Raw genomic sequence first — 18,476 nt, forward strand, 5'->3', positions numbered from 1 at the left:
TATAGTTATTTAGTTTTTATATAGTGTTACACCGCCATAAGAGCTTTTAATAGTTACTGTATTATTGTTTTTACTCTTGTAATAACCTTCGTATTTTTTGTTGTTATATTTTTCGTAACGGTTTATGTACTCAAAATCATTTTCACCATTAAAACCACCATAACTTAATTGTATGTTAAACGAAAAGCTATAATCAGGGCTAAAGCCAATTTTAATACCGGTATATTCTGATTGAATAGTTACATTACCGGCAGCTGCTGTAAGCTGTTGTATTTTTAAAGAACCATAATCTGCGTTTATAGATACATTACCAGAAACAGTTCCTAATCGAGTGGTTAGGTAATCTCCTTGTCCTTTAATGTTATTAAGCGCATCTACTTTCAAGCTACCGTAATCACAGTTATACTCTAGGTTTTTTACGCTGTTAATTTTAGAGCCTGTATAGTCTGCATTAAGTTTAATGTTTTCGGCTTTTTCTATGGTAAATCCGGAATAGTCTGCATTAATGATAGCGCTTTTCACATATTCAATTATACTGTTAGAGGTATAATCAAAAGATAATGTGTTGTTGTCTGCCATTAACGATCCTATGTCTAATTTACCGTAATCACAATTAATGTTTGCTTTGCCTTGTAATTTGTTTAAATGAATTGCACCATAATTATTATCTAAATCAACACTATTAGTTACCGGAACTTTAACAGTATAGTTAATTTTCATGCTTACATTATTATTTTTACTCCATCCCCAATTCTTTTTTTCGAAAACGGTTTTAGCGCTAACCATACTTTTAGAAGCATCAAAAACTATGTCAATTTCATCTAATTTTTTCTTGACTTTCTCTTCGTTGTTACCATTAGTTTGAATATGAACTTCTATAACCACTTTATTTTCTGTCCATGAGGTTACATGTAAATTTCCGTAGCTGTTATTAATTTTTAAAAGGGCATCGGCATTTACGTTATACTCTTTTTTAATTTTTTTCTCTTTAGTGTATTTTCCTTTAAATCCATTGTTGGCAATAGCTAAAGAAGGAATAAAACACGCAATAAAAAGTATGTTAGATAGTATTGTTTTCATCTGTTTCGCTTTTTAATTGTTTAACTTGTTTAATGTTTTCTAAAACATCTTGCAATAAATTTATTCTAGTTTGAAAGTTGGTAATCATAGCATTCAGTAATAATTGTGGATTACCGCCATTAGCTAAATCTTGTTCTAATTTTTTGTAATCTGTTTGTAGTTTTTGTAAAGATTTTATAGCATCTGCAACTAAAACTTGAGTTTCTGGTGTGGCTTCTGCTTTAATTTGCTCTAACTGTTGTTCTATTTGAGCTGTAAAGTAATACTCTGCCTGAACAACTTCTGACGGAGCAGTTGTGTCTAAAGTATTATCATTGTTTATAAATGTACTTAAGCCGGCAGTTATTAATAAAGCAACAGATGCTGCTATTGCTAAATAGGTTACCCAAGTTCTCTTTACCCTGTTAGTTCCGTAACTTTTATTGGTGTTGAGCTTTTGCAAAAACCGTTCTTCGTGTCCCTTTTGGGGCTCGGCAAAATCAAAATGCTCATTCAGCTCGTTAAACAGGTTATGTAAATTGTCGTTATTCATGATGTTAATACTTGTAATTTTTTTCGTAAATGTTCTTTAGCCCGAGAAATTGTTGTTCTGCAGTTGGCGTAACTAATCCCCATTATTTGTGCAATTTCTTCATAATCATATCCTTCAATTAAATGCAAGGTCAAAGAAACTCGGTAGTTATCTTTAAGTGTATTCATAATCTGTAAAACCTTTCGAGCCTGAACGTCTGCAGATTCATCACTCAAGTTAACAGCTTCGTTTTCTTCAACCTTGTACATTATGTGCTCTAGTGGCACTACATTGTATTTACTTTTTTTACGATACTGCTGTATACTGTTATTAATAACAATTCGTTTTAGCCAAGCTCCAAAAGAAACTTCTCTACTAAAAGAGTGCAACTTATTAAAGGCGCTTAAAAAAGATTCTTGCATTACATCTTCGGCTTCTAATTCATCTTTTACAATTCGTAAAGCTGTATTGTACATTGCTTTATAATACCTTTTATATAGCTGCATTTGTGCACTAGTATTGTTTTGCAAACACAACTCTATTAGCTGGTTAGTATTTTCAGTATCTGGGCTCAAAAGGTGTAATTTGTTATAAAGATGACCAATTTTTTGCTTTGTTACACTTTACTTTAAAAAATACAGAAATCTAAGTGAGTATAAAGGCTTAGTTGGCATAACTATTGCAAAAATAAAGAGTACTATAAACAAGAAATAACTGTAAAATAGCTGGTTAGTGCATGTAGCAGAGCTTTTAATAGAAGCTACCTGTTTGTAATAGCTTATTTTACAGTGACAGAATGACTGAAAAAGAACCTATGAAAAAAACTAAGTTTTTAAATATTGACACATTGTCATTTCAATCAATCGATCAGGAAGCAGACTTAATCCCACTAATGACGCCAGAAGATGAAGCAGAAATGAACAACGAACAATTGCCAAACACATTACCCATATTACCGTTAAGAAACACTGTATTATTTCCGGGAGTAGTTATACCAATTACAGCCGGAAGAGATAAATCTATTGCATTAATAAAAGATGCTAACAATGGTAGTAAGGTAATTGGTGTTGTTTCTCAAAAAGATGAACGAGTAGAAGACCCTTCGGTTGAAGATATTCATACCTTAGGTACTGTAGCACGTATTTTAAGAGTGTTGCAAATGCCCGACGGTAATACTACTATTATAATTCAAGGAAAAAAACGATTTGAAATAGCCGAAGTACTTACTACAGAACCTTATATGAATGCTACCATAAGAGAGGTAGAAGAAACTAAACCCGCTCAGGATGATCGTGAGTTTAATGCTATAATAGAATCTATAAAAGATTTGGCGCTTCAAATCATTAAAGAAAATCCTAACATACCGAGCGAAGCCGCATTTGCTATAAAAAATATAGAAAGCAACTCTTTTTTAATCAATTTTGTGTGTTCTAACATGAACCTTTCGGTTCAAGAAAAACAAGAGCTTTTAGCTATAAACGATTTAGAAGAACGTGCTCTTGCAACATTAAAGCACATGAATTTAGAGTTGCAAAAGCTGGCTTTAAAAAACGATATTCAATCTAAAGTTCGCCATGATTTAGATCAGCAACAGCGTGAATACTTCTTGTATCAACAAATGAAAACCATTCAGGAAGAATTAGGAGGTACCTCGTATGAGCAAGAAGTAGAAGAAATGCGTGAAAAGGCTAAAACTAAAAAATGGAATAAAAAAGTAGCAGAGCATTTTGATAAAGAACTAGCCAAGCTACAGCGCATGAATCCGCAAGTAGCAGAATATTCAATTCAGCGTAATTATTTAGAGTTGTTTTTAGATTTACCATGGAATGAATATTCTGAAGATAATTTTGATTTAAAGCGAGCTCAGAAAATTTTAGATAGAGACCATTACGGGTTAGAAGACGTAAAAAAGAGAATTATAGAATATTTAGCTGTGCTAAAACTAAGAGGCGATATGCGTTCGCCAATTCTGTGCCTTTATGGTCCTCCGGGTGTAGGTAAAACATCCTTAGGAAAATCTATTGCCGAAGCTTTAGGTAGAGAATACGTTAGAATGTCTTTAGGAGGTTTGCGCGATGAAGCCGAAATACGAGGACACAGAAAAACATATATTGGTGCAATGCCGGGAAGAATTCTTCAGAACATGAAGAAGGCTGGCACCAGCAACCCTGTTTTTGTTTTAGATGAGATAGATAAATTAAGCGTAAGCCATAGCGGAGACCCATCGTCTGCAATGCTAGAGGTGTTAGACCCTGAGCAAAACACAGAATTTTACGATAATTTCTTAGAGATGGGGTATGACCTCTCTAAAGTGCTTTTTGTTGCTACGGCAAATAACCTTTCTACAATTCAGCCGGCATTGCGCGACAGAATGGAAATTATAAATGTTACCGGTTATACCATAGAAGAAAAAGTAGAGATTGCTAAGCGACACTTACTACCAAAGCTCCTTAAAGAACACGGCTTAACAAAAGAACATTTAAAAATCAGAAAAGCGCAATTAGAAAAAATAATAGAAGGGTATACCCGTGAGTCTGGTGTGAGAGGGCTAGAGAAGCAGCTGGCAAAAATGGTGCGCCATGCAGCAAAATCAATTGCCATGGAAGAAACCTATAATGTTACAGTAACAGACCAAGACATTAAAGAGGTTTTAGGTGCACCAAAATTAGAAAGAGATAAATATGAGAACAACGAGGTAGCCGGTGTAGTTACCGGGTTGGCGTGGACAAGTGTTGGGGGCGATATATTATTTATAGAATCTATATTATCTAAGGGAAAAGGTAATTTATCTATTACCGGAAACTTAGGCCAAGTAATGAAAGAATCTGCTACAATTGCCCTTAAATACATAAAATCTAATGCAGAAAAACTTGGTATAAACCCAGATGTATTTAGCAAGTATGATGTACATATACATGTGCCGGAAGGAGCTACACCAAAAGATGGTCCGAGTGCCGGAATTACAATGCTAACATCGTTAGTTTCTTTATTTACTCAACGTAAGGTTAAAAAGAGTATAGCAATGACCGGAGAGATTACTTTACGTGGTAAAGTATTACCGGTTGGTGGTATTAAAGAGAAAATTTTAGCTGCTAAAAGAGCCAGAATAAAAGAAATTATTTTGTGTGAAGAAAACAGAAGAGATATAGAAGAAATTAAACCAGAATATATTAAAGGACTCAAGTTTCATTATGTAACCGAAATGAGCGAGGTGATAGATATTGCTGTTACAAAACAAAAGGTAAAAAATGCCAAAAAATTATAAGGGTATTTAGTACTTTGCAATCTTATTAATTTAAAATCTTAAATGAGCAGCAATAACAAAATCACTATAGCTATAGATGGTTACTCATCTACCGGTAAAAGTACTATTGCAAAACGTTTAGCAAAAGCTTTAGGGTATGTGTATGTAGATACGGGTGCTATGTACAGAGCGGTAACGCTTTATGCAATGCAAAATAACCTTTTAAATAATCCTAAAGCACTAATTAAAGCATTACCAAACATAGATATTGCCTTTAAATTTAACGAAGAATTAGGCTTTGCCGAAATGTACTTAAATGGCAATAATGTAGAGAGAGAAATAAGAACTTTAGAGGTTTCTAAACAGGTAAGCAAAATTGCTGCGATCTCAGAAGTTAGAAGAAAGCTAGTAGAGATGCAGCAAGAAATGGGGAAAAATAAAGGGGTTGTAATGGATGGCAGAGACATTGGTACAGTAGTATTCCCGGATGCAGAGCTCAAATTGTTTTTAACAGCATCGCCAGAAATTAGAGCTAAACGTAGGTACAAAGAACTTTTAGACAGAGGAGATAAGGTAACCTATCAACAAATATTAAAAAATGTACAAGAAAGAGATTTAATAGACTCTACCCGAGAAGATTCTCCTTTGGTTAAGGCTCCTGATGCCATAGAATTTGATAATACAGATATGGGACTTCAAGAACAGTTTGAGCGTATTTACGGTTTTGCAAACAGAATTATAAAAAATAAAGCTTCTGATTAATCAGAAGCTTTATTTTTTTAGGGCAAAAGAGGTGGTTAATTAGGAATAGCCAAAACTTGTCCGGGGTAAATTAAGTTAGGGTTTTTAAGCTGGTCTGTATTAGCATCAAAAATCTTCATGTATTTAGATGCATTACCATAATACTTTTTAGCAATTTTACCCAGAGTATCTCCTTTTGCCACTAAATGCCTATGAAAAACAGAGGTGTCTGCAACGGTAATATTAGCTTTAATGTCTGAAGGGTGCTCTCCACCAATCTCTTTAATTTTATCCCACAAAAGGTTTTTCTCGTACTGTGTTCCTGCTTCACCTTTAACTTTCAAAACGCCATCCTCAACGTTCACATTTCCGTCTTTAATTTTTAATGCTTCACCCAAATCTAAAACGGGCTGGTACTTTTGTTTTACACTCATAATAATAGTAATAGTTAATAAATATGTATTTCTTAAATATACGTAAATAAAAGGGGTTTTTAAAGCGATGTAGGTTAAAAGAAATCCACAAAATCCGATTAACAGTTTTAAAACAAGACAAACAGCATAAAAACAGCTCTGTTAAAGTGTTGCAATAGCAATCAAACTAAATAAATTACTTTTTTAAAAGCTGCTAGTATAATTTTTTTCTAAATGCTTGTTAATCATACATTATAGTTGTACTTTTGCACACCTTTTTTAGCCTAACAAGAGAAAAAAGGTAAAAGAGTGTAATTTAATGTTTAAACTCTTCTGTGTGTATGGCTGTAAACTCTTGTGTACGTGCAGAATACAAATTAACATCAGCAATGGCTGAAACTAAATCTAAAAAAACTGCAGCTAAAGCAGAAAAAGAAGAAAAAGTAGCACAAGAAGCTACACAAGTAGAAAATGCTCAAAATACTGAAGCATTTTTAGAAAACTTTGACTGGGAAAAATACGAAGAAGGTATTGAGAAGGTTGAAGACGATAAATTAAAAGAGTTCGAAAAACTCGTTGAAGAAAATTTTGTAGACACAGACAACGAAGAAGTAGTAGAAGGAACGGTTGTACACATTACAGACCGTGAAGCTATTATAGATATTAATGCCAAGTCTGAAGGGGTTATTTCTTTAAACGAATTTCGTTACAACCCTGATTTAAAAGTAGGAGATAAAGTAGAGGTATTAATTGATGTTCGTGAAGATAAAACCGGACAATTAGTACTTTCTCACCGTAAGGCTCGTACTATTAAAGCTTGGGATAGAGTTAATGCTGCACACGATAAAGGAGAAATTGTTACCGGATACGTTAAGTGTCGTACCAAAGGAGGTATGATTGTAGATGTATTTGGTATTGAAGCATTCTTACCAGGTTCTCAAATAGATGTTAAGCCAATTCGCGATTACGATGCTTACGTTGGTAAAACTATGGAGTTTAAAGTGGTTAAAATTAACCATGAATTTAAGAACGTAGTTGTATCGCACAAAGCATTAATTGAGGCCGATATAGAAGAGCAAAAGAAAGAAATTATCAGCCAATTAGAAAAAGGTCAAGTATTAGAAGGTGTTGTTAAAAACATTACTTCTTACGGAGTATTTATAGACTTAGGCGGTGTAGACGGATTAATTCATATTACAGACCTTTCTTGGAGCAGAATTAATCATCCGAATGAGGTAGTAGAATTAGACCAAAAATTAAACGTTGTAATCTTAGACTTTGATGATAACAAGTCTAGAATCCAATTAGGATTAAAACAATTACAAGCACACCCATGGGATGCTTTAGATCCTAACTTAAAAGTAGGAGATAGAGTAAAAGGTAAAGTAGTTGTAATTGCAGATTACGGTGCGTTTATTGAAGTTGCAGAAGGTGTAGAAGGATTAATTCACGTATCAGAAATGTCTTGGTCTACTCACTTACGTTCTGCACAAGATTTTGTTCAGGTAGGTGATGAGGTAGAAGCTGTAATTTTAACATTAGATAGAGAAGAGCGTAAAATGTCTCTTGGTATTAAACAGCTTACCCCAGACCCATGGACAGATATTACTGCAAAATATCCTGTAGGCTCACGCCACAAAGGTATTGTTAGAAACTTCACCAACTTTGGTGTATTCGTAGAGTTAGAAGAAGGTATAGATGGTTTAATTTACATCTCAGACCTTTCTTGGACTAAGAAAATTAAGCACCCATCTGAGTTTGTTTCTGTAGGAGATGAGCTAGAGGTAGAAGTTCTTGAGTTAGACGTAGAGGGTAGAAAGTTAAGCCTTGGTCACAAGCAAACTACAGAAAACCCTTGGGATAAATACGAAACTGAATTTGCAGAAGGAACTGTTCATACTGCAGAAATCAGTGAAATGGTAGACAAAGGTGCTACAATTGCATTTAACGAAGACATTGTTGCTTTTGTGCCAAGCCGTCACTTAGAAAAAGAAGATGGTAAGAAACTTAAAAAAGGAGATACTGCAGAGTTTAAAATCATAGAATTTAATAAAGAATTTAAGCGTGTAGTAGCTTCACATACAGCAGTGTTCAGAGACGAAGAGCAAAAGAACGTAAAAGCTGCTGCTAAAAAAGCAAGCAACAATGCAGAGAAAACCACTTTAGGTGATTTAGATGCATTACAAGAATTAAAAGACAAGATGGAAGGAAAATAATTTTTCCATACGTTTATAACCAAAAGCCTCCTCAATTTTTTGAGGGGGCTTTTTTTTTAGCACAAAGTATTCTAAAACAAAAAGTAACTAAACTAAATTTATTTACCAGAAATATATACCTTTGCATAACTACCTTTCTCTTGTAGCGTATGAGTCAAAAAGTGCTGCTTTCGGCAAAAGAAATTAACATTATCCTTCACCGTTTGGCTTGCCAGCTCATTGAAAACCATTTAGATTTTAGTAATACCGTATTAGTAGGAATACAGCCCAGAGGTGTGCATTTAGCCGAAAGACTAGCTACAATTTTAAAAGAAGATTACGCGGTAAACAATATAGTATTAGGGCATTTAGATATTACTTTTTTTAGAGACGATTTTAGAAGAAGTGATAAACCCTTGCAAGCAAACTCTACCAATATTAATTTTATAGTAGAAGATAAAAAAGTTGTATTTATAGACGATGTGCTCTACACAGGAAGAAGTATTAGAGCAGCGCTAACAGCAATCCAGTCGTTTGGAAGGCCGCAAGAAATTGAGCTTTTAACACTAATAGACAGAAGGTTTAGCAGGCATTTACCCATTCAACCAAATTACAGGGGCAGGCAAGTAGATGCTATAAACAAAGAGCGTGTTAAAGTTTGTTGGAAAGAGCACGATGGCGAAGATGCCGTATATTTAGTAAATAAGTAAAGTTGTGATTACAACAATAACCCTAACATCGCATCAAAAAAAAAGGCAATGAGCGAACTAAGTGTAAACCACTTATTAGGAATTAAATATCTTACAGAACAAGATATTCAGTTAATTTTTGAAACTGCAGACCACTTTAAAGAAGTTATTAATAGACCAATTAAAAAAGTACCTTCTTTACGCGATATAACCATTGCCAATTTATTTTTTGAAAACAGTACACGAACAAAACTTTCGTTTGAACTTGCCGAAAAACGCTTATCGGCAGATGTTATAAATTTTTCTGCCTCACAATCATCTGTAAAAAAGGGAGAAACACTTATAGATACCGTAAACAACATACTTTCTATGAAGGTAGATATGGTTGTAATGCGCCATCCTAATCCCGGTGCAGGTATCTTCTTATCTAATCATGTAAAAGCAAGTATTATAAATGCCGGAGATGGTGCACATGAACACCCCACACAAGCCTTGCTTGATACGTATTCTATTCGAGAAAAGTTAGGAGACGTTGCCGGTAAAAAAGTAGTAATAGTTGGAGATATTTTACACTCCAGAGTAGCGCTTTCTAATATTTTAGCACTGCAACTACTTGGAGCACAAGTAAAAGTTTGCGGGCCAAAAACGCTAATTCCTAAATATATTAATAAATTAGGGGTAGACGTAGAAACCAATTTACGAAAAGCATTAGAGTGGTGTGATGTAGCCAACATGCTTAGAATTCAAAATGAGCGCATGGATATTAGCTATTTTCCTACCACAAGAGAATATGCACAACAGTATGGTGTAAACAAAAGCTTATTAGATTCTATAGATAAAGATATTGTTATTATGCACCCCGGACCAATTAACAGAGGTGTAGAAATTACTAGTGATGTAGCCGATTCTAAACAAGCTATAATTTTAAATCAAGTAGAAAATGGCGTAGCAATTAGAATGGCAGTTATATATTTATTAGCTTCAAAAATAAAACAGTAGATTATGATTTTCGATAAAAAAGATAACACCACAATAGTAACTCAAGAAACAGTTTCTTTACCAACTTTTGTAAAAAAACTGAACGAGCAATACCCTAAAGTAAAAAACGATAATTTAATTGTAAATCTTTTTTCGTTAAACAAATTATCTGTTAACGATTTATTAGAGTTCTTACAATTATCTAACACGCATAGAGCTAACAAAAAATCGTTTGTTATAGTAAGTGATGCAGTTTCTTATGATGATATTCCGGACGAATTGGTAGTAGTACCAACACTTCAAGAAGCTTTTGATGTTATAGAGATGGAAGAAATAGAACGCGATTTAGATTTTTAATCGTGTTACGTTTATAGATTAAACTTTTTTATGAAAATTACAATTCTGGGCTGCTATTCTGCTACGCCACGAACTTTTAATAATCCCACAGCACAAGTATTAGACATTAGAAACCGATTGTTTTTAATTGATTGCGGTGAGGGAACCCAAGTACAGCTCAGAAAACAACGCATAAAGTTTGCGCGCATTAAGCATATTTTTATTTCGCATCTGCACGGAGATCATTTTTATGGTTTACCTGGCTTAATTTCTACCTTTAGATTGTTGGGTAGAGAAGAACCTTTACATATTTACGGCCCGAAAGGAATTAAAGAAGCAATTACTCTTTTCTTAAAACTAGGTGATTCTTGGACCAACTTTCCATTACTGTTTCATGAGCTAACTTCTAAAGAACAAGAATTGCTGTACCAAGACGATAGGGTAACTGTACATACCATACCATTAGATCATAGAGTTTATACTAATGGTTTTTTGTTTAGAGAGAAACCCAAAGAAAGAAAACTTAACATTGAGGCTGTGCAAAAATATGGTATAGAAATATGCTACTATCAAAACATAAAAAACGGTAAAGACATTGTGTTAGATGATGGTACAGTAATACCTAACAAAGAGCTTAGTTTTAATCCGCCACCTCCCAAAAGTTATGCTTATTGTTCTGATACAGCATATAACACTTCAATAATTCCACTCATAAAAAAGGTAGATGTATTGTACCACGAATCTACATTTTTAGACCAACATGCCCACTTAGCTCCAAAAACAAAACACAGTACAGCAAAGCAAGCAGCTTTAATAGCAAAAGAGGCTAATGTAGAGCACTTAATATTAGGGCATTTTTCTACTCGTTATGGTGATGTTAATTTATTTAAAGAAGAAGCCCAAACCATTTTTAATAACGTATATGTAGCAGAAGACGGAAAAGAATTTGAATTTTAAGTAATTTTAAAATTATTCTTTTTCACATCGAAATTTTATCTTGTAACTTGCAAAAAACAAGAATGCATGCAGCAAGATTTAGGCAACTATAGAAAAAACTACGAAAAAAGCGAATTGCTGGAAAATAATATTCCAGACAATCCAATGCAGCTGTTTCAAACCTGGTTTTATGAAGTAGAAAAAAGCAACGGAGTAGATGAACCCAATGCAATGACTTTGGCTACCATTGGTTTAGATGGCTTTCCTAAATCTCGTGTTGTACTACTAAAAAAATACACGTACGAAGGATTTATTTTTTACACCAATTACAACAGTGAAAAAGGTAAAGCAATTGCAGCAAACCCAAACGTTTGCTTATCGTTTTTTTGGCCTTTTATGGAGCGACAAGTAATTATAAAGGGAATAGCAGAAAAAGTACCTGAAAATTTATCTGACGGATATTTTGAGTCTAGGCCCGAGGGTAGTAAATTGGGAGCATGGGTCTCTAATCAAAGTAACGTAATACAATCACGAGAAGAGTTAGAAAAACAATTAAAACAACTGGAAGAAACCTATAAAAATAAGCCTATCCCAAGACCTCCGTATTGGGGTGGCTATTTGGTTAGGCCTAATTGTATAGAATTTTGGCAAGGCAGACCTAATAGATTGCACGACAGAATTCTATATTCTTTACAAAAAGATTATAACTGGAAAATAGAACGTTTAGCACCATAATATGAAACGATTAATTTTAGTAAGGCATGCAAAATCTTCCTGGAATTACGAAGTAGGAGATAAAGATCGCCCGTTAAAAGAACGAGGTATAAATGATGCTTATTTGGTAGCCAACCATTTAAGTAAGAAAGGTTATAATATAGAAGCCGTTTTCTCAAGCCCGGCAAACAGAGCATTGCATACCTGCATTATATTTTTAAGAACTCTTGGAGTAGATTTTAACGTATTAACTGTTACTAATAATTTGTATGATTTTAGTGGTGGGAGTGTGCTAAACTTTATAAAATCATTAGACAATTCATTACAAACAGTTATGATTTTTGGTCATAACCATGCATTTACCAGTGTAGCAAACCAATTAGGGAATGAGTATATAGATAATGTTACAACAAGTGGCACAGTAGTTATAGATTTTGATGAAGATAATTGGGAAAACATAACAAAAGGTAAAACCAACCAAATAATTTTTCCAAAGCATTTAAAATAAATGAAAAAACACAACAATAAGTATATAAACAGAGAAATAAGCTGGTTGCATTTTAATGCCAGAGTGTTGCAAGAAGCAGCAGACGAAACAGTACCCTTAATAGAACGTTTACGTTTTCTGGGTATTTTTTCTAACAATTTAGATGAGTTTTTTAAAGTACGCTATGCAACCGTAAAGCGTATTGTACTTTCAGGTAAAAAGGGAAAACGTGTACTTGGTGGAACAAATGCAAAAGAACTCTTAGAGCAAATCACGCAAATAGTAATAAAACAACAAGCAGAAAGCCTTCAAATTTTAAGTGACATTGAAAAAAAATTAGAAGAAGAGAACATTTTTATAATAGACGAGACCGAAGTAAACCAAGAGCAGGCCAACTTTATAAAAAACTATTTCATTCAAAAAGTTAGTCCGGCTTTAGCAACCATAATGTTAAACGAGCTTGCCGAGTTTCCTATTTTAAAAGACAGCGCTGCATATTTAGCTGTTAAAATGGTAATGAAAAATGGCGAAAATATTAATTACAAAAACACCAATAGTAAGGCGCTAAGCTCTAAAAATATTAATTATGCATTAATAGAAATACCTAAAACTATAGATCGTTTTGTGGTTTTGCCTAAACAAGGCGACAAGAACTACATTATTATGTTAGACGATTTAATTAGGTATTGTTTAGATAGTATCTTTTCTATTTTTGATTATGAGTCTCTAACGGCCCATATGATTAAAATAACACGAGATGCAGAGCTAGATATTGATACCGATTTAAGTAAAAGCTTCATAGAAAAAATATCAAGTAGTGTTAAAGGGCGTAAAATGAGTGAGCCGGTTAGGTTTGTGTACGATAAAAATATTGATAAAGACACGCTCTCTTTCTTGATGGATAAAATGGGTATAGATGATGTAGATAGTGTTATTCCTGGCGGAAGATATCATAATCGTAGAGATTATATGAACTTCCCAAGCTTAGGAAGAACTGATTTACTTTATGAAAAATACCCACCTCTGCCCATAAAAGGATTAGATTTAGAAGGTAGTTTACTCGAAAAAATTGCACAAAAAGACTATTTGCAATTTACCCCATACCATACTTTTTCTTACGTTATTAGATTTTTAAGAGAAGCTGCATTAGATCCAAAGGTTAAATCAATTAAAATTACAGTTTACAGATTGGCTAAAAACTCTCAAATAGCCAGCTCTCTAATAAATGCAGTTAAAAACGGTAAACAAGTAACTGTACAGATAGAGCTTCAAGCACGTTTTGATGAAGAAGCTAATATTGAATACGCAGAGCAATTAGAATCAGAAGGGGTAAAACTTATTGTAGGGGTTCCGGGATTAAAAGTACACAGTAAAATTTGTGTTATAGAACGCGAAGAAAACAATAAAATTAAGAGATATGGTTTTATAAGTACCGGAAACTTTAACGAGTCTACAGCCAGAATTTATACAGATTACACGTTGTTTACTGCTCATCAAGGTATTTGTAAAGAGTTAAATAAAGTGTTTGGTTTTTTTGAAACCACCTATAAAATAAACAAATACAAACATTTAATAGTATCACCACATTATACCCGAAGCACCTTTTTTAAACTCATTAATAACGAGATTAAAAATGCAAAAGAAGGGAAAGAAGCCTACATAAAATTAAAAATGAATAGTCTTACCAGTTATGATATGGTAGATAAACTTTATGAAGCAAGTAGGGCAGGAGTTAAGATTAAAATGATTGTTAGAGGTACTTGTTGTTTAATACCAGGAATACCCGGAATGAGCGAAAATATAGAAGCCATAAGCGTTGTAGATAAGTATTTAGAGCACCCAAGAGTTTTTATTTTCTGTAATGATGGCGATACCAAAGTATATATATCGTCTGCAGATTGGATGACCAGAAATTTAGATTACAGAGTAGAAGTAGGATGCCCAATTTACGATGAAAACATAAAGCAAGAACTCATAGAGAATTTTGAAATTTGTTGGAGCGACAACGTAAAAGCCAGATTGTTTACCGAAAAACAAGACAATGCATACAGAAGAAATAACAAACCAAAAGTACGCTCACAATTTGCTTTGTACGATTATTATTTAGCAAAATTAAAAGGACTAGAAGAGCCCGTTAAACAATATTAACTATTAAAACTTCCTGTACACAAAGTGTTAAAAATAAGGAAATTTGCAGCTATAGATATAGGCTCTAACGCCATAAGGCTGTTAGTGAATAATGTAATTGAAGAAAAAGGAAAAGAAACTCAATTTAGAAAAAGCTCTCTGGTTAGAGTGCCTATTAGATTGGGGCAAGATTCTTTTACTTTGGGAGAAATATCTGATACAAATGCCCAAAGAATGATAGATGCCATGAAAGCATTCAAGCTGCTTATGAATGTTCACGGAGTAGAAAAGTACATGGCATGTGCTACATCGGCAATGAGAGAAGCTAATAACGGTTATGAAATAGCAGAAACCATTCACAAAAAAACGGGTGTTAAAATTGATATTATTGATGGAAAAAAGGAAGCTGCCATTATAGCATCAACCGATTTACACCAACTAATAGAAAAAGATAAAGCATACTTATATGTAGATGTAGGTGGCGGAAGCACAGAATTCACTATTTTTTCTCAGGGTAAAATAGTAATATCTAAATCGTTTAAAATTGGTACTGTAAGGCTATTAAATAAAATGATAGAAGATACTGTTTGGACAGAAATAGAGCGTTGGATTAAAACTCAAACTAAGCCTTACAACAAATTATCTATTATTGGCTCTGGAGGGAATATTAATAAACTACATAAATTGTCCGGCAGAAAACCCGGACAGCCTTTATCGTATATATGGTTAAATGCTCAATACCAATTTCTACAAAGTTTAACTTACGATGAAAGAATTTCTGAATTAGGTTTAAACCCTGATAGAGCAGATGTAATTATACCAGCTACAAGAATATATCTTTTAGCTGCAAAATGGAGCGGAGCTAAAAAAATTCATGTGCCTAAAATAGGCCTGTCTGACGGAATAATTAAGCTATTGTATTATACAGAGAAAAAGAAACCTGTTGTAAAATAACAGGCTATCCATGCATAGTTTCTTTTTTACCTAAGTTGGCCATAAGTTTAGCTTCGTATTCTAAGAGCGCCTCCCACTTTTTATCAACTTCTTCTCTGTTGCCATATTTTCTGGCAAACTTTAAAAACATTGTGTAGTGGTTGGCTTCAGAAACCATTAGATTTCTATAAAAATCTGCTAATTCTTTATCCTGAATATTTTCAGATAATAGTCTAAAACGCTCACAACTTCTGGCTTCTATTAAAGCTGCATACAAGAGTCTGTGCACTAAGTGTGTTTCTCTACTGCCCCCCTTAGGGAAAAATTTCATTAAATCTACAACATACTCGTCTTTACGTTCTTTGCCTAACACCCAACCTCGAGCAATAATTTTATCGTGTACCATTTTAAAATGGCTAATTTCTTCTTTAACTAAAGCGGTCATAGCTTGTACCAGCTCTGTTTTTTCGGGGAAACTCACAATTAGTGAGATGGCTGTACTTGCAGCTTTTTGCTCACAATAAGCATGGTCTGTTAAAATTTCTTCAATATTTTTTTCAACAATATTAACCCATCTTGGGTCTGTAGGTAATTTTAAACCGAGCATGATAAAAAGTTTTCGCAAAAATAACTAAATATTATTAGCCAACGAAAGCAGCTTGTTTGCGCTGTTCCAGTTTCTGGTGGTAGCTTTCAATTTTAACTTGTTTTCAAAAAAGTTGTTAGATAGCTTAGTACGGCCGTATCCGTTGGGGCAGTACAAGTAAATTATATTGTCTTTAACCAAAAACTGATCGGCTTCAGATTTGTATTTTTCTAAAGATGCTATAAAGTGAGGTAGCGGTTTTTTTGATAAGAAAGTAATATGCAGTCGTTTAACATCTACTGTTTTATCTTTTAAAAAAGGATTGTTGGCGATGTAATATTGTAATTGTTTAGGTGTAAAAACAAACACAGTTACATCATCATAACCAAACTCTTTAGCTATACCTGCTTGAATTTTTTCTTGTAGTATTTTGGTACTTTTATCGGTAGAAGTAAAAATTACATTTCCGCTTTGTATGTAAGAGACAACTTGGCTAAAGCCTAAAGAGGCATAGCATTCTCTTAGCTCTTGCATGCTTATTTTACGGTGTCCGGTAACATTTATTCCTCTAAGTAACGAGATGTATGTAGGCATATTAAAGATCTAAGTCAAATTCTTTTTTTAATAGTGCTAAATTTGGGTTTTTTTCGAGCAGTTTTGCAAATTTTTCTTGTGGTGTAAACGCATATTTTTGAGCTTCTTCTTCGTTTACGGTAATAGTTAGAGAGAGGTGAAAGTTGTTAAGTTCTTTCTTTAAAAATTCTAACAGCCCCCTTTGATCTCTTATAATTTCTTGTTTCATAGTATCGTTTGGTACTTCTAACGATATTATGCTTTTGTCTATAAGCTTTGGAAGGCTTGTAGACAGGTTAGAGGCAAGCAACTTTTTACCTCTGTTTTCTAACGTTTTTACATAAGTTGTCCAAGCTGTTTGTAAAGCACTTTCAGTAAAAACGTCTTCAGGTAAGACTGTATCTGTAACTTTAATTTCTTGCTTTTTCTTTTCAAGCTCTTTTTTAACCTTTATACTAGAAATAGATAAGCCCGATATTTTTTTAGAACCAATATTTAATTTTGTTTTAACCTCTGGCTTATTTTCTTCTTTAGCGCTGGTAATTGTTGCAGTTGTACTCTCTTTAACCCTGTTTGTGTTTGCAACAACATTAGAATTTGTAGCAATTGTTGTGCTTACAGGCTCTTGTTTTGAAGAAATAGCAGCTTCTTCATTTATAACTTGTTGAGCCAGATTATTTGGTACTGCCGATTCTGGATTTTTTATTTCTTTTTTAGTAGTAGTTTCTTTAAATGTTGAAGCCGGAATTATAAAAGGTTCTTCATTTTTTTTTTTCTCCATCAAAATTGATAGAGGCCAGTTGCATTAAACACAATTCAACTAATAAACGCTGATTTTTACTGGCTTTATAATTTAAATCGCATTCGTTGGCAAGTTCAATAGCTTTTAGTAAAAAAGCAGTATCTACTTGCTGAGCTTGCTCTTTATACTTTTGCTGAGTATCTGGAGAAACTTCTAAAAGCGAAACGGTAGTTTCGTTTTTGCATACCAATAAATCTCTGAAATGAGATGCTAAGCCGGTAATAAAATGATGTCCTTCAAATCCTTTAGATAAGATTGTATTAAAGTAAACTAAAAGCTCCGGTATGTTATGTTGTAATATAAGGTTGGTAACCTCAAAATAGGTGTCGTAATCTAAAATGTTTAGGTTTTCTGTAACTGCCTGTCGTGTTAGCTTATTGCCCGAGTAGCTAACAACACGATCAAAAATAGAAAGCGCATCACGCATAGCACCATCTGCTTTTTGAGCAATTATATGTAGTGCTTCTTCTTCGGCTTCTATGCCTTGGTTTTCTGCTATGTACTTTAAATAAGCAGCTGCATCTTTAACGGTAATTCGTTTAAAATCAAAAATTTGACACCTCGATAAAATAGTTGGTATAATTTTATGCTTCTCTGTAGTAGCTAAAATAAAAATGGCATGCTTTGGAGGCTCCTCTAAGGTTTTTAAAAACGCATTAAAAGCAGCTGAGGAAAGCATGTGAACCTCGTCTATTATATAGACTTTATATTTACCCACTTGAGGCGGAATTCTAACTTGGTCTATAAGATTCCTTATATCGTCTACAGAGTTATTAGAAGCAGCATCGAGTTCAAAAATATTAAACGAAAAGTCTTGATCTGGGCTATCTGCACTATCTTTATTAATCTCTTTAGCTAAAATTCTGGCACAAGTAGTTTTGCCAACTCCTCTCGGACCACAAAAAAGGAGTGCCTGCGCTAAATGATTGTTTTCTATAGCATTTAGTAATGTATTAGTAATGGCTTCCTGGCCAACAACATCTTTAAAAGTTTGTGGTCTGTATTTACGTGCTGAAACTACAAAATGCTCCATAACACAAAGATAAAAATACCACCAAAATTTTAGCTTTTGCAGGTGGTATTTTACCATGAGTTATTAACAATTTTTTACTATTTGAATAGGTTTAAAAG

17 protein-coding genes and 1 pseudogene are annotated in these 18,476 nt (G+C 33.6%); 11 read left to right on the top strand and 7 right to left on the bottom strand.

Annotated elements, in window-relative coordinates; translation table 11 throughout:
- Nucleotides 1-9: 9 nt before the first annotated feature.
- From ACZ5CF_RS06970 to ACZ5CF_RS06980, 3 genes are read right to left on the bottom strand one after another with little or no spacing between them, the layout of a single operon-like run.
- The gene (locus ACZ5CF_RS06970; protein ID WP_464578479.1) at nt 10-1,080 is read right to left on the bottom strand and encodes a hypothetical protein; all 1,071 of its coding nucleotides are present in this window, start codon (nt 1,078-1,080) and stop codon (nt 10-12) included.
- Nucleotides 1,061-1,612, bottom strand: coding sequence for a hypothetical protein (locus tag ACZ5CF_RS06975; protein WP_464578480.1), 552 nt, complete (start codon nt 1,610-1,612; stop codon nt 1,061-1,063). The genes ACZ5CF_RS06970 and ACZ5CF_RS06975 overlap by 20 nt, the downstream gene beginning before the upstream one ends.
- A complete protein-coding gene (locus tag ACZ5CF_RS06980) occupies nt 1,609-2,097 on the bottom strand; it encodes an RNA polymerase sigma factor (RefSeq protein ID WP_464578482.1) in 489 nt (162 codons plus the stop codon). The genes ACZ5CF_RS06975 and ACZ5CF_RS06980 overlap by 4 nt, the downstream gene beginning before the upstream one ends.
- Before the next feature lie 308 nt (nt 2,098-2,405).
- Between ACZ5CF_RS06980 and lon the strand changes: the two genes are divergently transcribed.
- Together lon and cmk are read left to right on the top strand one after the other, a co-directional pair.
- Nucleotides 2,406-4,856, top strand: coding sequence for an endopeptidase La (gene lon, locus ACZ5CF_RS06985; protein ID WP_464578484.1), 2,451 nt, complete (start codon nt 2,406-2,408; stop codon nt 4,854-4,856).
- A gap of 42 nt (nt 4,857-4,898) precedes the next feature.
- Nucleotides 4,899-5,597: a (d)CMP kinase gene (gene cmk, locus ACZ5CF_RS06990; RefSeq protein WP_464578485.1), complete on the top strand. Its 699-nt coding sequence runs from the start codon at nt 4,899-4,901 to the stop codon at nt 5,595-5,597.
- Between the two features lie 35 nt (nt 5,598-5,632).
- On the opposite strand, the gene ACZ5CF_RS06995 is transcribed toward cmk, so the two are convergent.
- Entirely contained in the window at nt 5,633-6,010 is a 378-nt protein-coding gene (locus ACZ5CF_RS06995; RefSeq protein ID WP_464578487.1) for a LysM peptidoglycan-binding domain-containing protein, read from the bottom strand.
- Nucleotides 6,011-6,378: 368 nt separating this feature from the next.
- Here ACZ5CF_RS06995 and rpsA point away from each other — a divergent pair, with 368 nt between their 5' ends.
- The 9 genes from rpsA (at nt 6,379) to ACZ5CF_RS07040 (ending at nt 15,405) form a co-directional block, all read left to right on the top strand.
- Nucleotides 6,379-8,205: a 30S ribosomal protein S1 gene (gene rpsA, locus ACZ5CF_RS07000; RefSeq protein WP_464580842.1), complete on the top strand. Its 1,827-nt coding sequence runs from the start codon at nt 6,379-6,381 to the stop codon at nt 8,203-8,205.
- Nucleotides 8,206-8,354: 149 nt separating this feature from the next.
- Nucleotides 8,355-8,894, top strand: coding sequence for a bifunctional pyr operon transcriptional regulator/uracil phosphoribosyltransferase PyrR (pyrR, locus tag ACZ5CF_RS07005; RefSeq protein WP_464578488.1), 540 nt, complete (start codon nt 8,355-8,357; stop codon nt 8,892-8,894).
- A 48-nt stretch (nt 8,895-8,942) separates the two neighbouring features.
- Nucleotides 8,943-9,872: an aspartate carbamoyltransferase catalytic subunit gene (locus ACZ5CF_RS07010; protein WP_464578489.1), complete on the top strand. Its 930-nt coding sequence runs from the start codon at nt 8,943-8,945 to the stop codon at nt 9,870-9,872.
- 3 nt (nt 9,873-9,875) lie between these two features.
- Nucleotides 9,876-10,208 (top strand): ribonuclease Z, encoded by a 333-nt coding sequence (locus ACZ5CF_RS07015; protein ID WP_464578490.1) that lies wholly within the window; start codon nt 9,876-9,878, stop codon nt 10,206-10,208.
- 30 nt (nt 10,209-10,238) lie between these two features.
- On the top strand, nt 10,239-11,144 hold the full coding sequence (locus tag ACZ5CF_RS07020; RefSeq protein WP_464578492.1) for a ribonuclease Z: 906 nt from the start codon (nt 10,239-10,241) through the stop codon (nt 11,142-11,144).
- Between the two features lie 66 nt (nt 11,145-11,210).
- Nucleotides 11,211-11,858, top strand: coding sequence for a pyridoxamine 5'-phosphate oxidase (gene pdxH, locus ACZ5CF_RS07025; protein ID WP_464578493.1), 648 nt, complete (start codon nt 11,211-11,213; stop codon nt 11,856-11,858).
- A 1-nt stretch (nt 11,859) separates the two neighbouring features.
- The gene (locus ACZ5CF_RS07030) at nt 11,860-12,345 is read left to right on the top strand and encodes a SixA phosphatase family protein (RefSeq protein ID WP_464578495.1); all 486 of its coding nucleotides are present in this window, start codon (nt 11,860-11,862) and stop codon (nt 12,343-12,345) included.
- A complete protein-coding gene (ppk1, locus tag ACZ5CF_RS07035) occupies nt 12,346-14,472 on the top strand; it encodes a polyphosphate kinase 1 (RefSeq protein ID WP_464578497.1) in 2,127 nt (708 codons plus the stop codon).
- A gap of 24 nt (nt 14,473-14,496) precedes the next feature.
- Nucleotides 14,497-15,405: a Ppx/GppA phosphatase family protein gene (locus ACZ5CF_RS07040; protein WP_464578498.1), complete on the top strand. Its 909-nt coding sequence runs from the start codon at nt 14,497-14,499 to the stop codon at nt 15,403-15,405.
- Between the two features lie 4 nt (nt 15,406-15,409).
- Here ACZ5CF_RS07040 and ACZ5CF_RS07045 read toward each other — a convergent pair whose 3' ends face one another.
- From ACZ5CF_RS07045 to ACZ5CF_RS07055, 3 genes and pseudogenes are all read right to left on the bottom strand, one after another.
- Nucleotides 15,410-15,991, bottom strand: coding sequence for a MiaE family protein (locus ACZ5CF_RS07045; protein WP_464578499.1), 582 nt, complete (start codon nt 15,989-15,991; stop codon nt 15,410-15,412).
- Nucleotides 15,992-16,015: 24 nt separating this feature from the next.
- A complete protein-coding gene (locus tag ACZ5CF_RS07050) occupies nt 16,016-16,564 on the bottom strand; it encodes a DUF1697 domain-containing protein (protein WP_464578501.1) in 549 nt (182 codons plus the stop codon).
- Between the two features lies 1 nt (nt 16,565).
- Nucleotides 16,566-18,378 (bottom strand): annotated as a pseudogene (locus tag ACZ5CF_RS07055) (DNA polymerase III subunit gamma/tau).
- Nucleotides 18,379-18,476 lie beyond the last annotated feature (98 nt).

This window comes from Lutaonella thermophila, assembly GCF_055387725.1.